17 protein-coding genes are annotated in these 24386 nt (G+C 71.1%); 12 read left to right on the top strand and 5 right to left on the bottom strand.

Annotated features, from left to right (window positions below; all coding sequences use genetic code 11):
- The first annotated feature begins 118 nt into the window (after positions 1–118).
- Positions 119–1081 (top strand): hypothetical protein, encoded by a 963-nt coding sequence (locus OV427_RS17770; protein WP_267857314.1) that lies wholly within the window; start codon positions 119–121, stop codon positions 1079–1081.
- Positions 1082–1138: 57 nt separating this feature from the next.
- Positions 1139–3034: a WD40 repeat domain-containing protein gene (locus OV427_RS17765; RefSeq protein ID WP_267857313.1), complete on the top strand. Its 1896-nt coding sequence runs from the start codon at positions 1139–1141 to the stop codon at positions 3032–3034.
- A gap of 98 nt (positions 3035–3132) precedes the next feature.
- On the opposite strand, the gene rraA is transcribed toward OV427_RS17765, so the two are convergent.
- Both rraA and OV427_RS17755 read right to left on the bottom strand, forming a co-directional pair.
- Positions 3133–3630, bottom strand: a complete 498-nt coding sequence (gene rraA / locus OV427_RS17760; RefSeq protein WP_267857312.1) for a ribonuclease E activity regulator RraA — start codon at positions 3628–3630, stop codon at positions 3133–3135.
- 15 nt (positions 3631–3645) lie between these two features.
- Positions 3646–4620: an aldo/keto reductase gene (locus tag OV427_RS17755; RefSeq protein ID WP_267857311.1), complete on the bottom strand. Its 975-nt coding sequence runs from the start codon at positions 4618–4620 to the stop codon at positions 3646–3648.
- 438 nt (positions 4621–5058) lie between these two features.
- Here OV427_RS17755 and hemL point away from each other — a divergent pair, with 438 nt between their 5' ends.
- Both hemL and OV427_RS17745 read left to right on the top strand, forming a co-directional pair.
- Positions 5059–6354 carry a glutamate-1-semialdehyde 2,1-aminomutase gene (hemL, locus tag OV427_RS17750; protein WP_267857310.1) on the top strand — a complete coding sequence of 432 codons (1296 nt, stop codon included), beginning with the start codon at positions 5059–5061 and terminating at the stop codon, positions 6352–6354.
- Entirely contained in the window at positions 6338–7987 is a 1650-nt protein-coding gene (locus OV427_RS17745) for a protein kinase domain-containing protein (RefSeq protein WP_267857309.1), read from the top strand. The genes hemL and OV427_RS17745 overlap by 17 nt, the downstream gene beginning before the upstream one ends.
- A gap of 2 nt (positions 7988–7989) precedes the next feature.
- Here OV427_RS17745 and OV427_RS17740 read toward each other — a convergent pair whose 3' ends face one another.
- On the bottom strand, positions 7990–10584 hold the full coding sequence (locus tag OV427_RS17740) for an ATP-binding protein (protein WP_420718361.1): 2595 nt from the start codon (positions 10582–10584) through the stop codon (positions 7990–7992).
- Between the two features lie 269 nt (positions 10585–10853).
- The gene (locus OV427_RS17735; RefSeq protein ID WP_267857307.1) at positions 10854–11375 is read right to left on the bottom strand and encodes a YbhB/YbcL family Raf kinase inhibitor-like protein; all 522 of its coding nucleotides are present in this window, start codon (positions 11373–11375) and stop codon (positions 10854–10856) included.
- A gap of 435 nt (positions 11376–11810) precedes the next feature.
- Here OV427_RS17735 and OV427_RS17730 point away from each other — a divergent pair, with 435 nt between their 5' ends.
- The 6 genes from OV427_RS17730 to ychF all read left to right on the top strand — a co-directional run bounded on the left by OV427_RS17730 (position 11811) and on the right by ychF (position 15758).
- Complete coding sequence (locus tag OV427_RS17730) at positions 11811–12080, top strand: AtpZ/AtpI family protein (protein WP_267857306.1); 270 nt, start codon at positions 11811–11813, stop codon at positions 12078–12080.
- The gene (locus tag OV427_RS17725) at positions 12077–12481 is read left to right on the top strand and encodes a hypothetical protein (RefSeq protein ID WP_267857305.1); all 405 of its coding nucleotides are present in this window, start codon (positions 12077–12079) and stop codon (positions 12479–12481) included. Before OV427_RS17730 ends, OV427_RS17725 begins: the two co-directional genes overlap by 4 nt.
- Positions 12481–13554 (top strand): F0F1 ATP synthase subunit A, encoded by a 1074-nt coding sequence (gene atpB / locus OV427_RS17720; RefSeq protein ID WP_267857304.1) that lies wholly within the window; start codon positions 12481–12483, stop codon positions 13552–13554. Before OV427_RS17725 ends, atpB begins: the two co-directional genes overlap by 1 nt.
- Positions 13555–13692: 138 nt before the next feature.
- Positions 13693–13926 (top strand): ATP synthase F0 subunit C, encoded by a 234-nt coding sequence (locus OV427_RS17715; protein ID WP_164001014.1) that lies wholly within the window; start codon positions 13693–13695, stop codon positions 13924–13926.
- Between the two features lie 131 nt (positions 13927–14057).
- A complete protein-coding gene (gene atpF, locus OV427_RS17710) occupies positions 14058–14603 on the top strand; it encodes a F0F1 ATP synthase subunit B (RefSeq protein WP_267857303.1) in 546 nt (181 codons plus the stop codon).
- 45 nt (positions 14604–14648) lie between these two features.
- Entirely contained in the window at positions 14649–15758 is a 1110-nt protein-coding gene (gene ychF, locus OV427_RS17705; RefSeq protein ID WP_267857302.1) for a redox-regulated ATPase YchF, read from the top strand.
- Positions 15759–15822: 64 nt separating this feature from the next.
- On the opposite strand, the gene OV427_RS17700 is transcribed toward ychF, so the two are convergent.
- A complete protein-coding gene (locus OV427_RS17700) occupies positions 15823–16116 on the bottom strand; it encodes a hypothetical protein (RefSeq protein ID WP_267857301.1) in 294 nt (97 codons plus the stop codon).
- Positions 16117–16281: 165 nt separating this feature from the next.
- On the opposite strand from OV427_RS17700, the gene OV427_RS17695 reads away from it, so the two are divergent.
- A complete protein-coding gene (locus OV427_RS17695) occupies positions 16282–19296 on the top strand; it encodes a hypothetical protein (protein WP_267857300.1) in 3015 nt (1004 codons plus the stop codon).
- A gap of 50 nt (positions 19297–19346) precedes the next feature.
- Complete coding sequence (locus OV427_RS17690) at positions 19347–24335, top strand: beta strand repeat-containing protein (RefSeq protein WP_267857299.1); 4989 nt, start codon at positions 19347–19349, stop codon at positions 24333–24335.
- Positions 24336–24386: the final 51 nt, after the last annotated feature.

Below are 24386 nucleotides of genomic sequence, written 5' to 3'. Positions count from 1 at the left end.
CGCCGAGCCAGCTGGAGACGGCATCGGTCTGACGTACCGACTTCGCCGGGTTCGATCCCCGGGGCGTGCATTTCCGTGGGTTGTGTCGTGAGGCTCGGGTGTGGCAAGGGGACACGCAGTGAGTCCCGTCACCCTGCAAATCAACCTCGCGCCCACGGATTATCTGCACGCGCGGCTCATCCTCCCGCATCAGCTCCGCCAGCTCGGTCCCTCCGTGCAGGAGGTGCTGCTGGTCATCGACCTGCACCGCAGCCAGGGTGCGCGCTTCGCGGGAGCGTGGGAGGAGCGGAAGCCGAAGATGGAGCGGCTGCTGGCTGAGCTATCCGCCGGTGACTCGCGCATCCGCGTGGTGCCGGTGGACTACTCGCCGGAGACGACCCGGGCTTTGTCCGAGCAGTTCTTCGGGGGCACGCGGCTGCCGATGAAGGACTCGCGCGGAGGGCCGTACCACTCGTACTTCTTCGGGCTGGCGGCGGCGGCGCATCGGCACGTGCTGCACCTGGACGCGGACATGCTCATCGGCGGCGGCTCGCGCACCTGGATGGCGGAGGCCGAGGCGCAGCTCGCCACGCGCGAGGAATTGGTGAGCTGCAGTCCGCTGTCGGGGCCGCCCCGGGCGGATGGCACGGTGGCGGGAGCCCCGCGCTGGTTCGAGCCGGACGGGCGAGTGCCTGGCGCCTTTCGCTACCGTCGCTTCAGCAGCCGCGTCTTCTTCATGGACCGGGACGCCTTCGTGCGTCGCGTGGGCCCGCTGCGCGCACGGCTGGCGCCTCCCATCCATGTGCTGCGCGCGCTGCGTGCGGGCAATCCGCCGTACCGCGAGCCGGAGAACCTCATCACGAGGACCCTGGTCCGGCGCGGACTGTGGCGGCTGGACTTCCAGGGCACGGCGCCGGGCCTGTGGACGCTGCACCCGCAGTACCGCTCGCCCACGTTCTATGAGCGGCTGCCGGAGCTGATTGCCCGCGTGGAGTCCGGCGACATGCCCGACGCGCAGCGCGGTCAGGAGGACGTGCAGGACTGTCTGGTGGACTGGTCCGACGTGCGGGCGGCGCGGAAGAAGTGGTGGCGGCGCGGGTAGAGGGCGCCGCTTCCCGTCAGGAATCCTGATGCTGGCCGTCTGCGCGCGTGCCCCGATATGCGCGAACCCGCCCGGCTGGACGTCTTCGGTGATGCGCTCCCCCCAGGAGCCCTCTCCCGTTGTGGCACCCACCGCTTCTGGCATCCCCCGGATACGACGCTCGGCGGAATGTTCGCGGTCGGCTTCTCGCCCGACTCCCGGCGGCTCGTGTCGGCCAAGGGGCTGACGGCTCGTGTATGGGACCTGGAGGACGGCCGCGAGCGTGTCGCCCTGTCGGGCCACACCGACATCCTGCGCGCGGCGCTCTACGTGTCCGCGGAGCGCATCGTGACGGCGGCGCACGACGGCACGGTTCGGCTGTGGAACGCGGAGGACGGCACAGAGCTGCGGCGCTGGACGCCCGCGCGAGCCGTGCGCAGTCTCTCCCTCGCGCGCGATGGTCGGACGCTGCTGGCCGCGACCGAAGCACCGGATGGCTTCGCCGTGCTCGACCTGGAGCATGACGAGCCCCTTCGCCGGGTGTGCCCGGAGGACGCGGTCGCCGGCACCGAGTTCGTCACCTTCTCGCCTGACGGCACGCAGGTCTTCACCCTCGAGCAGCCGTGGAGGGCCTACCGGGCCGCCCGCCTGTGCGCGTTCGACTTCAAGACGGGAGCCCTGCAATGGGCGGTGCACGGCGTCGCGGGTTACCTGCCCTGGCTGCATTTCTCCCGAGACGGCCAGCAGGTGACCTGCGCATTCGAGGTGCAGGGGCAGCCGTCTCCCATGACCTTCCACACGCGTACGGGCACGCAGGTGCCCACCGAACCTGAACGTGAACCGTTCGCGCGGTGCTTCCTCCCCGACGGCACGCTGGTGAAGATGGGGGACGGCACGGTCGAGCTGCACCGTCACGGGGCAATGGTGCGGGAGTTCCCCCTGCCCACGGACTGCGGTGGCGAATTGGGACGGCCGGTGCCTTCTCCCGATGGGCGCTACGTGGCCTTCTATGGGAGGGGCCCCACACTCCTGCCGCTGGAGGTGTCGACGGGAAGGATGGGGCCGGCTCGCGCCCACCGGAACGGTGTCAGGGATGTCACCTTCTCCCGCGATGGGCGCCGGCTGCTGACCTACGCGTGGGATGGCACCCTGCGCGTCTGGGATTGCGCGACGGGCACCCAGGTGACCTGTGACGACGTGTACCGCCAGTTCTGGGCGCGGCACTGCTTCATCGAGCACTCATGCCTGGCGGACGGGACCATGTGGGTCTCCACGAGGCCGGACGTCATCGTCGACGCCCTCACGGGCGCCGAGGTGGAAGCCGAGGGAGGCTTCAGGCCGTACCACGTCAGTTGGTCGGGTGACGCCGCGCTGCTCGCGCACGTCCGCGAGGATGAAGAGGAGCGGCCCGCCATCGTGCACGACGCGCGCACGGGTCGGCAGCTCCGGAGGGTGCCCCTGCCCATCGTGAAGGGCGAGGCTCGCGCGCTCTCCCGGAACGGGCGCTTCCTGGCGACGTGGGAGAGCTACAGGTCGCCGCCGGCGGCCCCTACCGTCATCCGCATCTGGGACCTGGACCGTCGGGTGCTGTGCAGCGAGCAGTTCCCTCGCGACACGACGCCGTGGCAACTGCGGTTCACCCCGGACGACCGGTGGTTCGCCTTCATCGAGCAGCCGTGCACGCTCGTCCTCGTCGACCTCGAGCACCCGGAGCGCCAGCGCAAGCTGGAGTCGCCGGTGCCCATCTCGGCCTTCGCCTTCACCGAGGACAGTCAGCACGTGGCACTCGGGAACCAGAACGGGCAGGTGCGCGTGTGCGGGCTGGATGGTCGGCTGCTCGGAGTGCTCGAAGGACATCGCGATGACGTGCGCGCCGTGGCCTTCTCCGCGGATGGCCGGTGGCTGGCCTCGGGGAGCACGGACACGACGGCGGTCATCTGGCCTCGTGAGGCGTGGGCGCGGGAAGCACGCTGAGCGCGCCTCCGTGGGCTTGGTGCCGGACGGGTTCGCCTGACCGCACTCCACATCCCGAGTGCGCACAGGGACTCCTCACCGCTGTGCGCCAGAGGGTCTCAGCGCAGTGCCTTCTCCGACGTGACGATGCCGTCCGCATCCGCGTAGAGGTGGTGGCCCGGCTTGAAGGTGACGCCGGCGAAGCGCACCTCCACGTCGCGCTGGCCCTCGTTGCGCTTGCTGCTCTTGAGCGGATGCGTGCCGAGCGCCTTCACGCCGACGGCGGTGCGGCCCACCTCCTCCGCGTCGCGGATGCAGCCATTCACCACCACGCCGGCCCAGCCGTTCTTCTCCGCGAGCATGGCCAGGATGTCTCCCACCAGCGCGCAGCGGCGGCTGCCTCCGCCGTCCACCACGAGCACGCGGCCCTGGCCCGGCTCCTCCAGCGCCTTGCGCACCAGGGAGTTGTCCTCGGGCGCGCGCACCGTGCTGATGGGGCCGGAGAAGGCGCGCCGGCCTCCGTAGTCGAGGAAGCCGGGCTCGGCGATTTGAAAGTGCGCCGTACCCGCGTGCTCGTCGCAGAGGTCGGCCGTCTTCAGGGTCGTGGACTCGCTCATGGCATCCGAGCCTGCTCAGGGCTCGCGCGAGGACGCAACGTCCAACGCGCGCAGGTCTTCCGCGTCCAGTCTCAACTTGAACGCCCCGAGCAAATCCCGCACCTGCTCGACGGACGTCGCGCTCGCGATGGGAGAGACGACGGTGCGCTGGGCACCGAGCCACGCGAGCGCCACCTGTGCGAGCGACGCGCCATGGCGCTTGGACACGCCGTCCATCGCCTCCAGCACGCCCCAGCCGCGCGCGTTGTCGTATTTCTTCAGGACGCCCGCGGCGCGAGGAGAATGCGGCGTCGGCTGGCCCTTGCGGTACTTGCCGGTGAGGAAGCCGGAGGCGAGCCCGTAGTAGGGGACCACCGAGATTCCCTCGGGCTCGCACAGCTCGCGCAGCGTCCCCTCGAAGTGGGAGCGCGCGACGAGGTTGTACTCCGGTTGCAGCACCGTATAGCGGGCGAGCTTCTCGCGCTTCGAGGCCTCCAGCGAATCGGTGAGCTGCTGCGGAGAGTGGTTGCTCGCACCCAGCGCGCGCACCTTGCCGGCGCGCACGAGTGAGTCGAAGGCCTCCATCGTGTCCTCGACGGGTGTCTTCGTGTCCTCGTAGTGGGCGTAGTACAGGTCGATGGTGTCCACCCGGAGCCGGCGCAGCGAGTCCTCAACGGCGCGCAGGATGTGCTCCCGGCCCAGGCCGGAGCCGCTCTCCACCTGCGCGCCCACCTTCGTCGCGATGACCACGCGGTTGCGCGCGCCTCGCTCCGTCAGCCACTTCCCGAGAATCGTCTCCGACTCGCCGCCCTGGTTGCCCGGCACCCAGCGCGAGTACACGTCCGCCGTGTCGATGAAGTTGCCGCCGCCCTCGAGGTAGGCGTCGAGCACCGCGAACGAGGTGGCCTCGTCGCACGTCCAGCCGAACACGTTGCCGCCCAGGCACAGCGGCGAGACCTTCAGGTCGCTCGTGCCGAGCGCCTTCCGTGCTTCCATCGTCTTCTGCGTCATGCGCGTCTCTCCAAGCGCCGTGGGGCCAGTGCCGGAGGTCCGAGCCCCGCCGGGGTTTGCGGGCACGAAGGTAAAGGGAAGGGTGGGGGCGTGCTCGGGATTCCGGGCCCGTCTCCAGCGGAAGGTGCGATGACGGACTCCGGGCCGCCACCGGCTGCAAGCCCGCCGCGCTGCCCACCAGTCAGGCCGCCACGCGCACCGCTCGCGTCGTCCCGCGCGTCCACGCCTTCAGGCGTTCCTGAAGAGGGCCGTTGCACACTGTTCACGGAGCCCGACTGCGAAGAATCCAATCCAGAACGATTTACGGTGAAGTCGGTTTCTTCCGTTCCCGTGGGCGGTGTCCATAATCGGGTCCTGACGGAACGGAGAAGCGGTGGGCATGGGAGCGGGCGAGGGTAGACGGCAGGCGGGCCCGGGCCGCGTGTTATGGAACGCGCCATGAACCACGCTCACAGTCAGGCCCTCTTCTCCCGTGCGCAGGCGCGCATCCCGGGTGGGGTGAACTCTCCGGTGCGCGCCTTCCGAGGCGTGGGAGGTGACCCCGTCTTCTTCCGTGAGGGCGCTGGCGCGTGGCTCACGGACGTGGACGGCAACCGCTACGTCGACCTCGTCGGCAGCTGGGGTCCGCTCATCCTCGGCCACGCGTACCCGCCCATCATCGACGCCATCATCGACGCGGCGAAGCGCGGCACCACCTTCGGCGCGCCCACCGCGGCCGAGGTGGAGTTCGCCGAGCTCATCTGCGCCACCCTGCCGGCGGTGGAGATGGTGCGCCTGGTCTCCAGCGGCACCGAGGCCACCGTGGCCGCCATCCGCGTCGCGCGCGGCTTCACCGGCCGCGACTTCATCCTCAAGTTCGAGGGCTGCTTCCACGGCGCGGGCGACCCCTTCCTCGTGAAGGCGGGCAGCGGCGTGGAGACGCTGGGCCTGCCGGACTCGCCGGGCGTGCCGCAGGCGCTCGCGAAGCTGACCCTCACCGCGCCCTTCAACGACCTGGGCGCCGTGGAGCGCCTCTTCGCGGAGAAGGGCAAGGACATCGCCTGCGCCATCATCGAGCCGGTGGTGGGCAACATGGGCGTGCTGGTGCCGAAGCCGGGCTACCTCGAGGGCTTGCAGGCGCTCTGCCAGAAGCACGGCGTGCTGTTCGTCATGGACGAGGTGATGACGGGCTTCCGGCTGGCGCGCGGCGGCGCGCAGGAGCTGTACGGGCTGAAGCCGGACCTGACCACCATGGCCAAGGTGATTGGCGGTGGCATGCCGCTGGGCGCGTACGGCGGCCGGGCGGACATCATGTCGAAGGTGGCGCCGGCGGGGCCGGTGTACCAGTCCGGCACGCTGTCGGGGAACCCGGTGGCGGTGGCCGCGGGCATGGCGTGCCTCAAGGCGCTCGCGGCGCCCGGCACCTACAAGCGACTGGAGGAGGTGAGCCGCATGCTGGCGGAAGGGCTCGCCGCCGAGGCGAAGGCCGCGGAGGTGCCCGTTACCATCAACCGCGTGGGCAGCATGCTCACCGTGTTCTTCACGAGCGAGGCCGTCTACGACTACCCCACCGCCAAGAAGGCGGACACGGCGCGCTTCGGGCGCTTCTTCCACGCCATGCTGAACGAGGGCGTCTACCTGCCGCCGAGCCAGTTCGAGGCGGCGTTCGTTTCGCTGGCCATTGGCGAGCCGGAAGTGGCGCACGTGCTCGCGGCGGCGAGAAAGGCCTTCCGTTCGCTTGGCAAGACCGGTTGAGCCGGAGCCCCTGGCGGGCCCCGTTCGCTTCGGTCCCTATACCCTCGTGCGCCGCATTGGCGCCGGGGGCATGGGTGAGGTGTTCCTCGCGCGTGAGGAGTCGCAGCGTCACGCGTGCGTGGTGAAGAAGGTCCTCCCGCAGCTCATGGCGGACCCGCGCTTCGTCGGCCGCTTCCGCGACGAGGCCCGGGTGATGGTGCGGCTCGCGCACCCGAACATCGCCCGCGTGTACGCCATGGGCGAGGTGGACGGGCAGCTCTACCTGTCCATGGAGTACGTGCAGGGCAAGACGCTGAGCCGGCTCGCGTACCGGCTGCGGCAGCTCGGAAGAACCATTCCGCTCGGCATCCTGCTGCACCTGGGCCAGCGGCTGTGTGAGGGGCTCGCGTACGCGCACGACGCGAAGGACGAGGAGGGCCACCCGCTGCACCTGGTGCACCGGGATTTGTCCCCCGCCAACGTGTGCCTCAGCTACGCGGGCGAGGTGAAGATCATCGACTTCGGCGCGGCCCAGTCCACGCTGAAGGAGCAGCAGACGGCGCCGCGGGTGGTGATTGGCAACCTGACGTACATGTCGCCGGAGCAGGCGCGCAAGCGCTTCGTGGACCGGCGCGCGGACGTGTACGCGGCGGGCGCGCTCTTGTGGGAGCTCGTCGCCTGGAGGCCGCTGGCGCAGCGTGGCGACCCGGTGGAGCGCTGGCGGCGCGCGGCGTACCCGACGTGGGAGCCCGCGGGGCGCATCCGGCAGGGCGTGCCGGCGAGCCTGGATGCGCTGCTGATGCGGGCGCTCGCGTCCGAGCCGGAGCACCGCTTCCCGGACGCGGTGGCGCTGGGCGAGGAGCTGGCGCGCATCAAGGTGAAGCTGACTCCGAACGTGGGGGACGCGGACGTCGCGCGCCTCATGGAGAGCGCCTTCCCGCGCGAGAAGGTGGCGGAGGAGAACGCGCTTCGAGATTTGCTGCGCGAGGACGCCTCCCGCAAGCGCACCGAGCGCGAGGTGAGCGTCGCCGTGCTCACCCCGCCCAACGCGCTCGCCTTCGAGCACAGCGGCATCGACACGCCCGAGGACTTCGTTCCGCGGGAGCGCGCGGACGCCGAGGCCCAGGGTGCGCGGGGGGGAGGTACGGCCGGCAGGACCGCGATGTACGGGGTAGGGACGCCCGGCGCGGACGCCGCCGTCACCGAAGCACTGGAGGCCTCGAAGGTGCCCGCGCCCGGCGGGCGCGTGCCGGACGCCGCCGCCACCGAGGCCCTGGAGGTGTCGAAGGTCCTCGTGGCCATCGAACAGGCCGAGGCCTCGCGGGCCAGCGGGGCCCGGCCTTCTCCCGTGCCCACTGGCAGGGAGGCCACCGTGACGCCGGTGATGGCACCACGGGCCATCACCTCCGTGAAGTCCGTGCCACCCCGCGCGCCGCGCGAGACGCAGGTGGGCTTCGGCGTGGACATCTCCCAGTCGCTGGACTCGGCGTCGGTGGAGGCGCGGCGGCAGGAACTGGTCCGCGCCATCACCGGTGAGGGCGAGGCGGCGACGCCCACCCCGTCACGGGGCCGTCGTGCCCTGCTCGCCGCGGGCATCTTCGCCGGGGCGTGCGCGGTGGGGCTCGGCGTGGCCTGGGCGCTGGGGCACCCGTAGCCTCAGAAGCCCTCGACCAGCGGCCCCTGGCCCGACCCATCCAGGGGCAGGTAGAGCCGGAAGGTGGTGCCCTGTCCCGGCTGGGACTCCAGCGCCACCCGTCCCTGGTGCGACTCGATGATGCGCTTCACCACCGCGAGACCCAGGCCGGTGCCCTTGGCCTTGGTGGTGAAGAAGGGCTCGAAGATGCGCGCGCGCACCTCGGGGGAGATGCCCGGGCCGCTGTCGGCGAACTGCACCTCCACCTCCGGCGTGCCCGGTGCGCGCCGCACGCTGGCGCGCAGCATGCCGCCCTGGGGCATGGCCTGCACCGCGTTGATGGCCAGGTTGAGGAAGGCCTGCCGCATCATCCGCTCGTCCACCGTCACCGACGGCACGTCGTTGGACAGCTCCAATTCCACGCGCACCTTGCCGGCCGCCTCCGCCAGCGCGCCTCGCACCGCGTCCTCCACCAGCGGCGACAGCGGCACCGCGTACGGGTGCGGCGCGGGCGGCCGCGCGAAGGTGAGCAGGTCCGCGACGATGCGGTTGAGCCGGTCCGCCTCCTCGCCCACGATGTCCACCAGTGGCACCGCCGGGCTGTCCGGACCGATGATGCGGCGGATGGACGCCACCGAGTTGAAGATGGCGCCCAGCGGGTTGCGCACCTCGTGCGCCACCACCGCGGACAGCTCGCCCAGCGCCGCCAGCCGCTCGCGGCGCACGAGCTGCGCCTGCGTCCGCGCCAGCTCCACGTAGCTCGCCTTCAGGTCCTCCACCAGTCGCGCGCCCTCGCGGGCCAGCGCGAACTGGTTGGCGATGGCGCTCGCCCGCTCCACCTCCGCGGGCGTGAAGCGGCGCGGCCACCGCGTCTCCACCGCCATGATGACGCCCACCGTGCGCTCGTGGACCACCAGCGGCAGCACCAGGAAGGCGCGCCCACCCGACGCGCGCCGCAGCTCCTGGTTGACGCGCAGGTCCGCCTCGGCGTCCTCCACGAGCACCGCCTCGCGCGTGTGGAAGGCCAGTGCCGCCAGCGAGGAGTAGGCGGGCAGCAGGGGGAGGCTCCGCCCGAGCAGCTCCTGGTGGCATCCCGTCGCGGAGCGGAACTCCAGCCGCTCACCGGTGATGTCCGGCAGGAGCACGTAGGCATCCGGCGTGTCGACGATGCGCGCCAGGCTGGTGACGCCGGTGGCCATCAGCTTGTCCAGCTCCAGCGTGGCCGCCAGCGCCTTGGCCACCTCGTGCAGCAGGGCCATGTCCTCCGCGCGCCCGCGCAGTTCGTGCAGCAGCCGGTGGGACTCGATGGCCGCCGCGAAGTGGCTGCCCATGGCCTGCAGCGTCTCGCGCTCCAGCGGGGTGAGCGGCCGCCGCTCGCGGAAGAGCACGGTGAGGGTGCCCACGCCTCGCGAGCGCACCCGCAGCGGCACCACCACCACGGTGTCGAAGCCCTGCCGCGACAGCTCCTCGCGCAGCAGGCCGGGGCAGGACTTCACGTCCCGCTCCAGCGGGGCTCCGTCCCGCTGCGCCTGGACGGACAGGCCACCCGCCTGCCACACGTGGGCGAAGCGCTCCGACGTGTCGTCCTCCAGCCCGCTCGCGTACGCCAGCTCCATCTCCGGCGCGCCGTCCATCGGCAGCAGCAGGGCCACCGCGTCGCAGCCCAGCAGGTCGACGATTTCCGCGGTGCCCGGGCCGAAGAAGGCATGTGGATGCGGCGCCGAGGCCGCCTCCGACGCCAGCCGGTTGAGCGCGGCCAGCGCCGTGTTCTGCGCGGACAGCCGGGAGATGGTGAGCGCCGCGTCCAGCGCCGCGGACACCTGGGCGCCGAAGAGCCGCGCCGACGGCAGCTCCTCCTCGCGAAGCCAGTCCCCCGCCAGCGCCAGCATCGCCCGCCCCTGTCCCTCCACGTCGATGCGCACCGCGATGACGTGGGGCTGCCCCGCCCGCTGCAGGCCCACGCGCACCTCGTCCGCCAGGGCCGGGGCACCCGCCTCCAGGAACCGCCCTGCCTCCTGCGGCAGCTCCGGCGAGTAGGCCGCGCCCTCGCTCCAGGCCCGCTCCAGCACCTGGGGCCACTGGCCCACCACGTCCCGCACCCAGCGGCCGCTCAGCGTCCGGGCCTCCGCGGGCACCAGCCCCGGGGGCACGAAGGTCTGCCCCAGGCGCACACCCGGGCCCTCGGGGGACAGCCAGGCGAAGGCCAGCCCCAGCTCCTCCAGCCCGGAGAACATCCGGCGCAGCACCTCGCCCTCGGTGCGCAGCGCGGGCAGCCCCGCGCCCAGCTCCGCCAGCCGCTGCAGCACCGTGCGGCGCCAGTTGCGCGAGGTGGCGTCCCGCACCATCACCACGAAGTCCTTCCCGTTGGGGATGACGGTCATCTCCGTGCGCCGGTCGCCCAGGGCGGTGCGCACCGTCGCCTCGTAGGTGGAGGGGACGTGCTCGCCCCGCACCCGCCGCGCGTGACGGCCGGCCAGCTCCGCCGCGCTGGCCTCGTCCAGCGCCGACGTGAAGGGCTGCCCCAGGAGCGACTCGTAGGGGCGTCCCAGGAACGTCACCAGGGCCTCGTTCATGTACACGAAGCGACGGTCCCTGATGACGGCGACGCCCAGGGGCATCTCATCGAAGGGGCTGTAGGTAGCCCGGAGTTGGGTGGCGGCAGTCACGGCCCCCCAACTCTTCCACTGCTTTCAAGTCGGGGGGTAGGGGTGACCCCATCACTTCGCCCACCAGCCCACAGCAAGGGCCCTCTCCTCAGGGCTTCCCACTAGAACGGCGGGGCCGGCACGTGTCAGCGGGCCACCTCCGGCGAGGCGGGCTCCGGGCAGCGGCCGGCGCGCCCCGTCGGCAAGACGGGGCGCGAGGGCCGTTGCGCACGTCGCGGGCTTCAGCGAGGCGCGCCGCCCGCGTGGTACTCCGCGCCGCGGTGGTGGACCTTCTGGTACAGGCCGATGAGCTCCGCCTCGCCGAGGATGTGGCCATCCATGGCGTCCAGCAGGTCCAGGCGCGAGGTGCGGCCCAGGTCCGGCAGCACGGTGTCCAGCGCGTACAGCCGGAAGTAGTAGCGGTGGCGGCCCACCGGCGGCATGGGGCCGCCGTAGCCCTGGCGCTTCCAGTCGTTCATCCCCTGGCGCGCGCCCGCGGGGAGCACGTCCGGGGTGGCGCCCTCGGGCAGCGCCTGCGCCCCGGGAGGGATGTTGTAGAGGACCCAGTGGGACCAGGTCATCTGTGGGTTCTGCGGGTCCGGCGCGTCCGGGTCCTCCACGATGAGCGCCAGGCTCTTCGTCCCGGCCGGCGGGTTCGACCACTGCAGGGGTGGGGAGAGGTCATCGCCCTCGCCCGTGTAGGCGATGGGGATGAGGTCTCCGTCCTTGAAGCGGGGGGACGTGAGCGCGAGGGGCTTCGGCATGGAGTCCTCCGAGATACGGATGGGATGTGCATGAGCAAGCTGGCGACGCGCGTCCCCGGGCGACGAGGAGCGACGGTGCAAGCGCTGGAGCCCCGGCTGCCAGGGAGACGGAGCGGCCTGCCCCTGCGCCCTCCTTGATGGGGGCCCATACGACTCCCCGGGCCTGGATGGCGGACAGGGGGCGGGGCGCTTCAGGCCTGCCCTCCCATCGGCACACCAGGCGGTGGGGCGGGGGTTTTCTCCCCTGCTCGGGCAGATCGCGATAGCGCAGCTTCCGGATGCCGCAATCGCCGCTGTGGGCCGGTGTCCAGGCCTGGACGGTACCGGTTGCGTGTGCCGCGCATTCGGTGCTAAGCGGCGCCCGCGCGTGCTGGGGACGGGGTCGGGTGGCGGCTGGAAACCCGAGGTTTTCCCGGGGTTTGGGGAGGCGTCCGAATGGCGGAGAAGGAGCCCCGGGAAGACAAGCCGGCTTCGGACGGCAGCGAGCTGGGCGAGACGGCGCGCCAGATGAGGGCCGCGGAGCCCTACATCGCGGCGGTGTGGAAGCTGACGGGTGGCGCGGTGGTGGGTGTGTTGGGCGGCTACTGGCTGGACAAGTGGCTGGGGACGGGGCCGTGGCTGCTGGTGGGACTGAGCCTGTTGGGGATTTGCGTGGGCTTCTACGGATTCCTCCGGGAGATGGCCCGACTGGGGAAGCGGAAGTGACGGCGAAGGGCGCTGGGAAGGACTCCTTCGGGTTCCACGCGGGGTTGGAGGCGGGCGTGGTGGTGGTAGGCGTGGCAGTCGCCGCGCTGCTGCCGAAGCTGGTGGAGGACAAGGTCTCCGCGCTGTGGGGTGTGGGGTTGGCGGCGGTCAGCGGAGTGGTGGCGCTGCTGCTGAACCGGCGGGCGGTGCGGAAGGACCTCAACGCCGCGCTGAAGGTGGTGGGTGTGGTGTTCGGCCTCAGGGCCGTGAGTGTGCTGGCGGGGTTGGTGGGCGTGATGTCGCGGGGAATGGCGGCGTTGCCATTCGTCGCCGGTTTCTTCGGCGTCTACTTCGCGCTGCAGTTGATTGAAGTGAGCCACGTGATAGCCGCGTCCAAGGGCGCGGCGGGCGGAGACGAGTGATGCGCAAGGCAATGGTGCTGGTCGCCAGTCTGTTCGCGGCCGTGGCGTGGGCCTCTCCGGAGCACGGTGAGGCCGGCGTTGGAGAGCACGGCGCCGCCGCCGGTGGGCACGATGCCGCCGCTGCCGGTGAGCACGGTGAAGACGTGCCGGGGTACATCCTCCACCACGTCACCGACTCGCGGGAGATGGAGATTGAGGTCCCCCTGGGCCAGCCCATCCACCTGGGGACGCTGCCCACCCTCCTCATCCCCTTCCATGACGGCGCGTGCACGCCGACGATGACGGACCACGGCGAGGTGATGCCGGGCCTCATGTCGGGCTGTCTGGACCTGTCCCTCACCAAGCACACGGTGTTCATGTTCGCGTCGGCGGCCCTGCTGCTCATCACCATGCTCGTCTGGAGCAACCGCGACAAGACGAAGCTGGTGCCGCGCGGCACGGGCGCCAACCTCATCGAGATGCTGGTGCTCTTCGTGCGCGACGAGCTGGCCATCAAGAACATCGGCAAGGAGGAGGGCCCGCGCTACGTGCCGTACCTCCTGACGGCGTTCTTCTTCATCCTCTTCATGAACCTGCTGGGCCTGGTGCCCTGGATGTCCACGGCCACCGGCAACATCGCCGTCACGCTGGCCCTGGCGGTGTGCACCTTCATCGTCACCCAGGTGGCCAGCATCCGCGCGGCGGGCATCGGCGGCTACCTCAAGCACCTGACCGGCGGTGTGGCCCCGTGGCTGTGGCCCATCATGATTCCGGTGGAAATCCTGGGCCTGTTCACCAAGCCCTTCGCCCTCACGATGCGTCTGTTCGCCAACATGCTGGCGGGCCACGTCGTCCTCTTCTTCCTCCTGGGCCTCATCTTCATCCTCGGCCACCCCGGGGTTGCCGCGGTGAGCGTGCCCTTCGCCTTCGCCATCTACCTGCTGGAGCTGTTCGTGGCCTTCGTGCAGGCGTACGTCTTCACGATGCTGTCCGCGCTGTTCATCGGCATGGGTGTCGCCATGGGCCACCACGGGCACGATGACCACGGCCACGAGGGTGGCGCCAGCCACGACCACGGCGGCGCCCACCACTGACGAGTTGGCGAGGCGCGCGCTCTCAGGCGCCCCGCGTTGAAGACCCGGCGGTTCGAAAGGCCGCTGGAGGTAGTCCCAAAGGGATGAAACCGACCCCCCCACAAGCGGGTCATCACCTACGAAAGCAGAAGTGCTCCCATGACGAACCTCGCTCTCGCCTTCCTCTCCGCCGGTATCGGCGCTGGCCTCTCCATCATCGGCGCCGGCCTCGGCATCGGTAAGCTCGCCGCCGCCGCCATGGACGCCACGGGCCGTCAGCCGGCCGCCGGTGGTGACATCCGCACCACCATGATCATCGCCGCGGCCCTCATCGAAGGCGCCACGCTGTTCGCGCTGGTCGTCTGCATCCTGCTCGCCACCAAGGCCTCCTAAGGGCGAGCGCAGTCCGAAGCTTCACCGGACTCGAGGCCGGTACCCGCGGGTGTCCATCGCGGGTGCCGGCTTTCGCCGGTCGCAGTCCCCGTCGATTTCGCACCCTCCCTCCCTCACGCCGGACACCTGCCATGCTCCTGCCCCCTGTCCTCGCCGCCAGCAGCTTCGTGTCGGTCCAACCGGGCCTCATCTTCTGGACCCTGGTCACCTTCGTCATCGTCTTCTTCGTCCTGCGCTGGAAGGCGTGGGGGCCCATCCTGCAGCTGGTGCAGGAGCGCGAGAAGCAGATTGCCAACGCCGTCGAGAGCGCCAAGCGTGAGCGCGCCGAGGCGGAGAAGCTGCTCGCCGACCAGAAGACGGCCATCGCCGAGGCCCGTCGCCAGGCCGCCGAGGACACCCGCCGCATCCAGGCGGAGATGGAGAAGTTCCGCGAGGAGCTGATGGCCAAGAGCCGCAAGGAGGCCGAGGAGCTGAAGCTCAGCGCCCGCCGCGAGATTGAGGAGCAGAAGACGAAGGCCATCGCCGAGGTCCGCGCCATGGCGGTGGACCTGTCGATTGAGGTGGCCGGCAAGCTCATCAACGAGCGCCTGGACGACAGCAAGCACCGCGCGCTGGCCGACCAGTTCGTGCAGGGCCTGCCGCTGGGCGGCAACGGCCCTGTCAGTCGCACCGCCTAGTTCGGGGAAGCGCGCCCCCCGGCGCGCGCGTTCCAGGGAATCACCATGGCTCTATCCATCGGCATCGTCGGGCTCCCCAACGTGGGCAAGTCCACCCTGTTCAACGCGCTGTCGGCCGCGGGAGCGCAGGCGGCCAACTACCCCTTCTGCACCATCGAGCCCAACGTGGGCGTGGTGCCCGTGCCGGATGACCGGCTGGACAAGCTCACGGCGCTCATCAAGCCGCTCAAGAAGATTCCCACCTCGCTCGAGTTCGTGGACATCGCCGGCCTGGTGCGCGGCGCCTCCAAGGGCGAGGGACTGGGCAATCAGTTCCTGGGCAACATCCGCCAGGTGAACGCGGTGCTCCACGTGCTGCGCTGCTTCGAGGACGACAACGTCACCCACGTCGAGGGTGGGGTGAATCCGGTGAGGGACCGGGACGTCGTCGACACGGAGCTGTGCCTCAAGGACCTGGAGACGGTGGAGAAGCGCCGCGAGCGCACCCAGAAGAACACCAAGGTCGGCGGCAAGGCGGGCGACGAGGCGAAGGCCGAGCTCGCGCTGCTGGACCGCGTGAAGGCGGGCCTGGACGCGGGCACCACGGTGCGCGCGCAGAAGCTGACGGAAGACGAGCGCGCCGTCATCCGCGACCTCTTCCTGCTCACCGACAAGCCGGTGCTGTACGTGGCCAACATCGGCGAGTCGGAGATTGGCAAGGAGGACTCCAACAAGCACGTGCAGGCCGTGCGGGAGATGGCGAAGCAGGAGGGCGCCGAGGTGGTGGTGCTCGCCGCCGCCATGGAGTCCGAAATCCAGCAGCTCCCCGAGGAGGAGCGCGCGGGCTTCCTGGAGAGCGCGGGCCTCAAGGAGCCGGGCCTGCACAAGATAGCGCGCGAGGGCTACAAGCTGCTGGGTCTGTGGACGTACTTCACGGTGGGCGAGCAGGAGTGCCGCGCGTGGACCATCCAGAAGGGCTACAAGGCCCCGCAGGCGGCCGGCGTCATCCACTCGGACTTCGAGCGCGGCTTCATCAAGGCCGAGGTCATGCGCTGGGAGGACCTGGTGAAGCTGGGCAGTGAGTCTGCCGTGAAGGAGAAGGGCATGCTGCGCGTGGAAGGCAAGGAGTACGTCGTCCAGGACGGCGACTGCATGCACTTCCGCTTCAACGTGTAGCCCCTCACGCGAGACTGCTTCATCCACGCGGGCGCTTCCCACCAGGGGGCGCCCGCGCTGCGTTTCAGAGCCGGCCCGGCCCGCGCAGCAGCGTGAAGACCCACAGGCCCACCGCCACCAGCGCGAGCGCGGTGGTGAAGAGGGCCGTGCGGCGCGCGACGGTGGAGCCTCCGGACTGGCGCAACGCGTAGAACCACGCCCCACCCACGCGCAGGACGAGGAAGCCGACGAGCAGCACCGGGCCCACCACCTGCCAGCCCGCGGGTCGCGTCAGCAGCACGGCCCACGAGGCGACCAGGGAGATGTTGCCCAGCAGGGACAGCAGGGCGAGCCGGGGTTGCGAGCGTCGAGGGTCCACGGCGCGGGAGTCTCCCCGTGACGCCGCGGCCTGTCGAACCGCTTGTCCGACAGTCGCACCGAGTTTTCACGATTTGACTGTAAGGGTGTGTGTCCCGCTACCCTGCGTACCCATCCCCCCCTGCACACCCCGTAAACCTGTCTCTCTGGAGAGATCCGCTTGCACATGCGAAGACGAGTTGTCGTCTCCATGGCTGTTGGTGCTGGTGTCCTGGCGTTGGCGGCTCCCGCGTCCGTACGTGCGTATCGCACGTGGGCCGAGGAGCAGCGCCGTCTGCGCTTCGAGGACTTCATGCAGCAGCCCGGTGAAGATGCACCCCCGCAGCTGAAGGCCGAAGTCGAGGAAGAGCTCTTCGAGGACTCCTACCGCGAAGAGGACATCGACGATGCCTTCGCCCGCTGGATGGCCCACAAGGCCTACTGGGGCATCCCCACCGCGCAGGGCACGGACACGCTGCTGGCCGAGGCCCGCGCCGAGTCGGAGCGCTGGGCGCACCTGATGCCGCGCGCACCGGGCCTGAAGGGGCTGGGGCAGAGCGCCAACTCCTGGGTGAACCTGGGGCCCACGGACGCGAAGTTCCAATACAACGGCACGCTCTACACGCAGGTGGACTCCGGCCGTCTCACCAACATCGCGGTGGACCCGAGAGACCAGAACGTCGCGTACATCTCCACCTCCGGCGGCGGCGTGTGGAAGACGCACGACTTCTTCGCGCCGGACCCGACGTGGCACCCGGTGACGGAGACGCTGGGCAACCTCGCCGTGGGTGACATGGCCATGGACCCGCAGGACCCGGACACGCTGTACCTGGGCCTGGGTGACTTCACGGACCTGCCCGGTGGCCAGGTGGTGAAGACCACCAATGGCGGTTCGAGCTGGGGCACGCCGGTGGCGCTGTCCGGCACGTACCCGGCCGGCTCGGGCGGGCTGACGGTGCGGGCGCTGCGCGTGCGCGCCATGAAGGTGGACCCGAGCGCGCCCAACATCCTCCTGGTGGGCACGGAGGCGGGCCTGTACCGCTCCACCGACTCGGGCGCGTCCTTCCAGTTGCTGGACCTGCCCAACGCCGGCACGCAGACGCCGGACACCGTGTGGACCATCGCGTACACCGGCCAGGTGAACGGCGTGAGCCGCTGGGCCATCAGCGGGACGGCCTATGCGACTCCCACCGGGGCGGCGCCGACGGCCTCCACGGCGGTGCAGGGCGACATCTGGGTGAGCACGGACGCGGGCCTGACCTGGTCCTCGCGCCTGGTGGCCAACGGGCTGCCGGACTTCGACAACAACCCGGCCACGCTGACGGACGTCAGCCACATCGCCCTGGCCTCGGGCACGGCGCCGGAGGACGCGACGCGCACGGTGCTGTTCGCGCTGACGGGCAAGCGCTCCAGCGTCGCCGATGGCGCGGGCATCTGGCGCTCCCTGGACGCGGGCAACACGTGGCAGGACGTGTCCGGCAATGGCCAGGGTAACGGCCAGATTCGCAACATGACGTTCCTGGACACCTCCCAGTGCGTGAGCGTCAACGTGCACAACGGGCAGGCCTGGTACAACTCCACCGTCGCGGTGGACCCGGGTGACGACAACCGCGTCATCCTCGGCGGCACCTACTGCGGCCTGCGCACCATCAACGGCCTGTCCAACCAGCCCATCTGGGAGGCGGTGTCGCACTGGCTGCCCACGTACACGGACGGCTCGACGACGGACGACGGCCTGCTGCCGTACGTCCACGCGGACTGGCACGTGACGCAGGTGCTGCGCACGCCCACCGGCTACATGGTGCTGGCGGGCAGCGACGGTGGCCTCTTCACGTCCACCAACGTCTTCAACCCCGGCAAGATCAACCAGGAGACGGTGACGTGGCGCTTCCCCAACCGGGGCCTGGCGACGCACCTGATGTACAACGTCGCGTCGGGTGACCCGGCCGCGGGCAACCAGTTCGTCGCCTTCGCGGGCCTGCAGGACAACGGCACGCGCTTCCGCGACACGGCGAGCTCGCCCACCACCTTCAACCAGGTCATCGGCGGCGACGGCATCGGCGTGGCCGCGTCCCGCGTGGGCGAGGACAGCATCTACTGGGGCTCGGTGCAGTACAGCTCCACCCGCTGGTGCGACCCGGACGACGCCTCCACCAACGGCTGCAACCAGGGCATCTCCGGCACGTGGCGGACGTTGATACCGCCCACCACCGCGGCCACCGGCGGCTGCGCCGGTGATGCCACGACGTTCCTCACCAAGGTCATGGCCGTCCGCTCCGGCAACCGGCCGGCGGCCATCACCGGCACCACCTTCGGCGTCTTCCGTCTGGTGGGTACGCCGGTCGGCACGGACCGCCGCCAGTGGCAGCACCTGGGCGCGTGCATCACCAGCAACCAGGTGCGCGCCCTGGGCGTCTCCGCCACGGTGGACGGCCTCTACGGCGTCGCGGCCTCGGGCGGGCGCTTCCGCATCATGTCCGGCTGCACGCTGGACACGCCGGCCGCGTCCTGCACGTGGACGCAGACGAACCTGATGGGCGTGGACCTCAACGGCAACGGCACCGTCGAAGGCACCGAGTTCCCCACCTTCACCAGCAGCGTGGACTTCCCGCCGAACCACACCGGCATCACCCCGGGCGACATGTTCGTGGGGTCCAGCGTGGCGCCGAGCGGCACCCTGGCGCCGGGCGTGGGCCGCGTGTTCCTCACGCGCAACCGCGGCACGACGTGGCAGAACATCACCGGCGACCTGCCGGACGTGCCGGTCAACGTGGTGCGCTTCGACCTGTCGGACACCACCAACCAGACGCTCTTCGCGGGCACGGACCTGGGCGTGTACCGGTCCCTCAACCAGGGGGCCACGTGGGAGCGCTACGGCGCGGGCCTGCCGCTGGTGAAGGTGACGGACATGTTCGTCGGCCGCACGGGCGGCCTGCTGCGCGTCTCCACCTTCGGCCGCGGCATGTGGGAAATCTACCCGTCCGCCACCGCCGAGCGCGGTGTGGCCGGCAACGGTGACTACGACCGCAACGGTCAGCTCGACTTCGTGGACCTGCTGGCCACGGCCAACCGCCTGGGCACCACCCCGGCCACCGTGGCGAAGCCCTACTACGACTGGAACCAGGACCTCGTCGGCACCGCCAACGCGGTGGACGAGCAGGACCTGAGCAAGCTCCTCACCCGCTACGGAGGGCGGCCATGAGCATGCGCGCGTCCTCTTCTCCTCATTCGTTCCTCTTGGAGCGCAATCTCGTGACCCAGCGCATTGCTGTCGGTCTCACGTTGCTCGCGGCGCTGTTCGCGACCGCCTGCGGTGACGACCCGAAGCCCCAGCCCGCGGAGGCCACCCTGGTCTTCCGCACCCAGCCCGGTTCGGTCCGGGCGGGTGAGAAGCTCGGGGATGTCGAAGTGGCCCTCGTCGACGCCAGCGGCAACGTCCTCACCGACCGCGGTGGGACGGTGCAGTTGACGCTGACGGGTGCTCCCGAAGGGGCCAGTCTCGAAGGCGCCACCCGCGCGACGCTCAACCAAGGCGTGACGCACTTCACCAGCCTCTCCGTGGCGAAGGCCGCCGCCGGCATGAAGCTGTCGGCGCAGATGGGCTCGCAGACGGCGGCCAGCGCGGCCTTCACGGTGCGCCCGGCTCCCGCCTCCGTGATGGCGCTCACCAGCGTCCCCACGGACGTGGATGTCGGCGGGGTGCTCTCGCCGGTGGCCGTCACCTTGCACGACGCCTACGGCAACATCCCCGAGGAAGTGTCCACGGTGACGGTGGCGCTGGAGGGCGGCACCACGGGTGCCACGCTGTCCGGCAACACCCGCGCGCAGACGGTGGCCGGCGTGGCCACCTTCAACGAGCTGACCATCGACGAGGACGGTCAGGGCTACGTGCTGGCCTTCTCCTCGGGCTCGTTCGGGGTGAAGTCCGCGACCTTCAACGTGCGGCCCGGCGTGCCGGCCAGCGTGAGCTTCACCACGCAGCCGGCGGACTCCACGGTGGCGGGCTCCGCCCTGGCGTCGGTGCGGGTGACGGTGCTCGACTCGCGCGGCAAGGTGGCGAAGAAGGCCGAGGGCAATGTCTCCCTGGAGCTGGTGGCCGGCAATGGCGCCACCCTGGGCGGCACGGCCTCCGTGGCGGTGGCCAACGGCGTGGCGACCTTCGATGCGCTGAGCATCCAGAAGGCCGGCACGGGCTACACGCTGAAGGCCACCTTCGGCGCGCTGGCGGCGGTGGACTCCTCCGCCTTCGCCATCACCCCGGCGGCGGCGGCGCGACTGGCCTACGTGACGGGGCCCGGCGCGGCCACGGCGGGTGCGGCCATCTCCCCCTCGGTTCAGGTGGAGCTGCAGGACGCCTACGGCAACCGCGCTGCCTCCACCGCGACGGTGGCCGTGGCGCTGAAGGCCAACCCGGGCAGCACGACGCTGCATGGCACGCCCTCGGTGGCCGCGGTGGCGGGCCTGGCGACGTTCGCCGACCTGTCCATCGACGTGGCGGCCCGGGGCTACACCCTGGAAGTCACCTCCGGACAGCTGGCGGCCGTGACGAGCGGCACGTTCGACGTGGCGCCCGCGGCGGCGGCGGCGCTGGTCTTCACCGGTCAGCCGTCCAACGCGGTGGCGGGCGAGGTGCTGGCTCCGGCCATCGAAGTCACCATTCGCGACGCGTTCGGCAACACGGTGCCGTCCACGGACAACGTGACGCTGGCGTTGGCGGGCGGCGCGGGTGCGGTGCTCGGTGGCACCGTGACCGTCGCGGCCGTCAATGGCGTGGCCCGCTTCTCCGCGGTCCACGTGCAGAAGGCCGGCACGGGCTACACGCTGAAGGCCACTTCCGGCTCGCTCCCGGAGGCGACGAGCAGCACGTTCGCCATCACCCCGGCGGCGGCGGCGCGGCTGGCCTACGTGACGGGGCCGGGTGCGAGCACGGCGGGTGAGGCCATCTCCCCGGCGGTGCAGGTGGAGCTGCTGGACGCGTATGGCAACCGGGCTGCCTCCACCGCGACGGTGGCCGTGGCGCTGGGGGCCAACCCGGGCAGCACGATGCTGCATGGCACGCTCTCGGTGGCCGCGGTGGCGGGCCTTGCGACGTTCTCCAACCTGTCCATCAACGTGGCGGCTCTGGACTACACCCTGGTGGTGACGTCCGGGCAGCTGGAGTCCGTGGCGAGTGTCACGTTCGACGTGGCGTCCGCGGCGGCGGCGGCACTGGCCTTCACCGCTCAGCCGTCCAACGCGGTGGCGGGCGAAGCGCTGGCCCCGGCCGTCGAAGTCACCATCCGTGATGCGTTCGGCAACACGGTGCCGTCCACGGACAACGTGACGCTGGCGCTGGAGGGCGGCGCGGGTGCGGTGCTCGGTGGCACCGTGACCGTCGCGGCCGTCAATGGCGTGGCCCGCTTCTCCGCGGTCCACGTGCAGAAGGCCGGCACGGGTTACACGCTGAAGGCCACTTCTGGTTCGCTCCCGGAGGCGACGAGCAGCACGTTCGCCATCTCCGCGGCGGCAGCGGCGAAGCTGGTCGTCACCCGCGAGCCGTCCAACGGCACCGCGGGTGCGGCCCTGAACCCGGGCATGCGCGTGTCCATCCTGGACGGGTTCGACAACCTCACGGCCTCCACGGCGAGCGTCACGGTGGCGCTGGCCACCAACCCCGCGGGCGGTGTGCTGCTGGGGACGGTGACGGAGTCGGCCGTGGCGGGCGTGGCCACCTTCGGCGCGGTGCGCCTGGAGAAGGCGGGCACGGGCTACTCGCTGCGCGCCACGGCGGACGGGCTGTCCGACGCGACGAGCGCCTCGTTCGACATCGCTCCGGCGGCGGCGGCCTCGCTGGCCTTCAGCAGCCAGCCCACGAATGGCGTCGCGGGGCAGTCCCTGGCGGCCTTCGAGGTGACGCTGTCCGACGCGTACGGCAACGTGGCGAACTCCAGCGCCTCGGTGACGCTGGCGCTGGGCGCCAACCCCGGCGGCGGTACGCTGGGCGGCACCGTGACGGTGGCCGCGGTGGCGGGCGTGGCTCGCTTCACCGCGGTGAACATCCAGAAGGCCGCGGCGGGCTACACGCTGCGCGCCACGTCGGGCGCCCTGCCGGCGGCGGAGAGCGGTGCGTTCGACATCGTCCACGCGGCTCCGGCCTCGCTGGCCTTCCTCCAGCAGCCGAGCAACATCGCGGCGGGTGACCCCATCACCCCGGCAGTGCAGGTGGCGGCCTCGGATGCGTTCGGCAACCGGACCACCAACACCTCCGGCAATGTGAGCCTCGCGCTGGGTGCCAACCCGGGTGGAGGCTCGCTGACGGGCACCACCTCGGTGGCGCTCTCCAATGGCGTGGCGACCTTCGCGGGCCTGTCAGTCACCCAGGCGGGCACCGGCTACACGCTGTCGGCGACCCTGGGCGCCGTGCCCGCGGCGACGAGCAACACGTTCAACGTGGCGTCGGCGGTGACGAGCCTCGCGTTCCTGACGAACCCGGGGAGCGTCACGGCGGGCAACGACTTCAGCCCCGTCGTGCAGGTGGAGCTCCGCGACTCGCTGGGCAACCGGGCGTCCTCGAGCGCCACGGTGACGCTGCGGCTGGCCAACAACCCGACGGGGGCCTCGCTGTCGGGCACGGTGTCGCGCAACGCGGTCAACGGCCTGGTGCAGTTCACCGGCCTGGGCGTGCGCAAGGCGGGCACGGGCTATACGCTGGAGGCGGCCGTGGGCAGCCTGACGGCGGCCAGCACCGCGTTCAACGTGACGGCCGGGGCCATGGCCCAGCTGGGGGTGACGACGCAGCCTCCGGCGACGGTGGTGGCCGGTGCGCCCATGAGCACCATCATCGTGGAGGCGCAGGACGCGTACGGCAACCGGGTGTCGAGCTTCGGCTCGGCGGGTGAGACGGTGTCCGCCGCGGTGGACCCCGACAACAACCCGCACGGCGCGTCGGTGGGCGGCACCCGCGAGGTGGACTCCGTCAACGGCGTGGCCACCTTCCCGGGGCTGTCGCTGGACAAGGTGGGCGACACGGAGATGGTGTTCGTGGCGTACAACGCCGCGTTCACCGCGCTGTACGTCGTCTACTCGCGGCCCGTCACCGTCACTCCGGCGGCGGCGTCCGCGATTGCCTTCGCCCCGGTGGCGGCGACGACGCCGGCGGGCTCGGCGATGGGCCCGGCGGTACAGGTGCGGGTGACGGACCGGTTCGGCAACGCGACGAGCGGCAGCGGTGACGTGACGCTGGCGCTGGGCGCGAACCCCGGCGGTGACACGCTGCGCGGCACGCTGACGGCGGCGGTGTCGGGTGGCGTGGCGACCTTCCCGGACCTGGTGCTGCAGAAGGCCGGGCAGGGCTACACGCTGAAGGCCCGGCTGGGCGCGCTGACGCCCGCGACGAGCGCTCCGTTCGCCATCGTCGGCGGCGCGCCCACGCGCGTGGAGTTCTCCGCGCAGCCGCGCTCGACGCCCAATGGGCTGCCGCTGAACGCGGTGGCGGTGCGCCTGGTGGACGCGTTCGGCAACACGGCGACGTCGCAGGCGGCCGTCTCGCTGGCGCTGGGCAACGCGAATGGCGCGGTGCTCGGTGGCACGGTGACGGTGGCGGCGCAGTCCGGTGTGGCGCGCTTCACGGACCTCACGGTGGACCGCTCCGGCCAGGGCTACGTGCTGGCGGCGTCGGCGGCCTCGCTGGTGGGTGCCGATTCCAGCGCGTTCGACGTGTACGGCGCGACGCTGGCGTACACGGACCCGGCGGGCGGGCGCATCCGGCTGATGCGCAATCCGGCCTCCACGAACACGCAGCTGGTGCTGGACGTGGTGGCCGCCGAGGACCTGAGCGGCTACGGCGTGGGCTTCAACCTGCCGGTGGACGCGACGAAGGTGCGGCTGGCGGCGCAGGGTGCCATCACCGCGGGTGCCATCCTGTCGGCGGGCGCGTCGGTGCCGGCGGTGGCGGCGGTGCTGCCGTCGAGTGGTCCGATGGCGGGAGTGCTGACCAGCGGCCTCAGCCAGAAGGCCGCCGGCTCGGGTGCGGTGACGACGGACACGGCCATTCCCACGGGCAGCGTCCTGTACCAGCTCAAGCTGGAGCTAGCGCCGGGCGCCGAGTCGGGCGTGGTGTTCGACGGTGCCAACCTGGGCGGGCGCTTCAAGGGCCTGCTGCGCAACAAGCTGGGGGATGACGTGGTCGGCAGCAGCGGCTTCGGCATCGGCCGGCTGGAGATTGCCGCCGACCCCGGCTTCCAGAAGACGGCGTCGCGGTAGCACGACGCACGGAAGGTCAGCGCCTCACCGGGAGTTGCCGGTGAGGCGCTT

The sequence above is a fragment of the Pyxidicoccus sp. MSG2 genome (assembly GCF_026626705.1).
In the GTDB taxonomy this organism is placed as follows: domain Bacteria; phylum Myxococcota; class Myxococcia; order Myxococcales; family Myxococcaceae; genus Myxococcus.
Note: the sequence above shows the minus strand (reverse complement) of the source record. Positions and strands in the feature narration are given on the sequence as shown.

Excerpts from the sequence above, each read along its gene's own strand:
- rraA (WP_267857312.1), bottom strand. The coding sequence starts at position 3,630 with ATGAGCGAGTCCACGACCCTGAAGACGGCCGACCTCTGCGACGAGCAC.
- OV427_RS17730 (WP_267857306.1), top strand. The coding sequence starts at position 11,811 with ATGGCGGAGAAGGAGCCCCGGGAAGACAAGCCGGCTTCGGACGGCAGC.
- OV427_RS17740 (WP_420718361.1), bottom strand. The coding sequence starts at position 10,584 with ATGCCCCTGGGCGTCGCCGTCATCAGGGACCGTCGCTTCGTGTACATG.
- atpB (WP_267857304.1), top strand. The coding sequence starts at position 12,481 with ATGCGCAAGGCAATGGTGCTGGTCGCCAGTCTGTTCGCGGCCGTGGCG.
- ychF (WP_267857302.1), top strand. The coding sequence starts at position 14,649 with ATGGCTCTATCCATCGGCATCGTCGGGCTCCCCAACGTGGGCAAGTCC.
- OV427_RS17695 (WP_267857300.1), top strand. The coding sequence starts at position 16,282 with ATGCGAAGACGAGTTGTCGTCTCCATGGCTGTTGGTGCTGGTGTCCTG.
- OV427_RS17715 (WP_164001014.1), top strand. The coding sequence starts at position 13,693 with ATGACGAACCTCGCTCTCGCCTTCCTCTCCGCCGGTATCGGCGCTGGC.
- hemL (WP_267857310.1), top strand. The coding sequence starts at position 5,059 with ATGAACCACGCTCACAGTCAGGCCCTCTTCTCCCGTGCGCAGGCGCGC.
- OV427_RS17755 (WP_267857311.1), bottom strand. The coding sequence starts at position 4,620 with ATGACGCAGAAGACGATGGAAGCACGGAAGGCGCTCGGCACGAGCGAC.
- OV427_RS17735 (WP_267857307.1), bottom strand. The coding sequence starts at position 11,375 with ATGCCGAAGCCCCTCGCGCTCACGTCCCCCCGCTTCAAGGACGGAGAC.
- OV427_RS17765 (WP_267857313.1), top strand. The coding sequence starts at position 1,139 with ATGCGCGAACCCGCCCGGCTGGACGTCTTCGGTGATGCGCTCCCCCCA.
- atpF (WP_267857303.1), top strand. The coding sequence starts at position 14,058 with ATGCTCCTGCCCCCTGTCCTCGCCGCCAGCAGCTTCGTGTCGGTCCAA.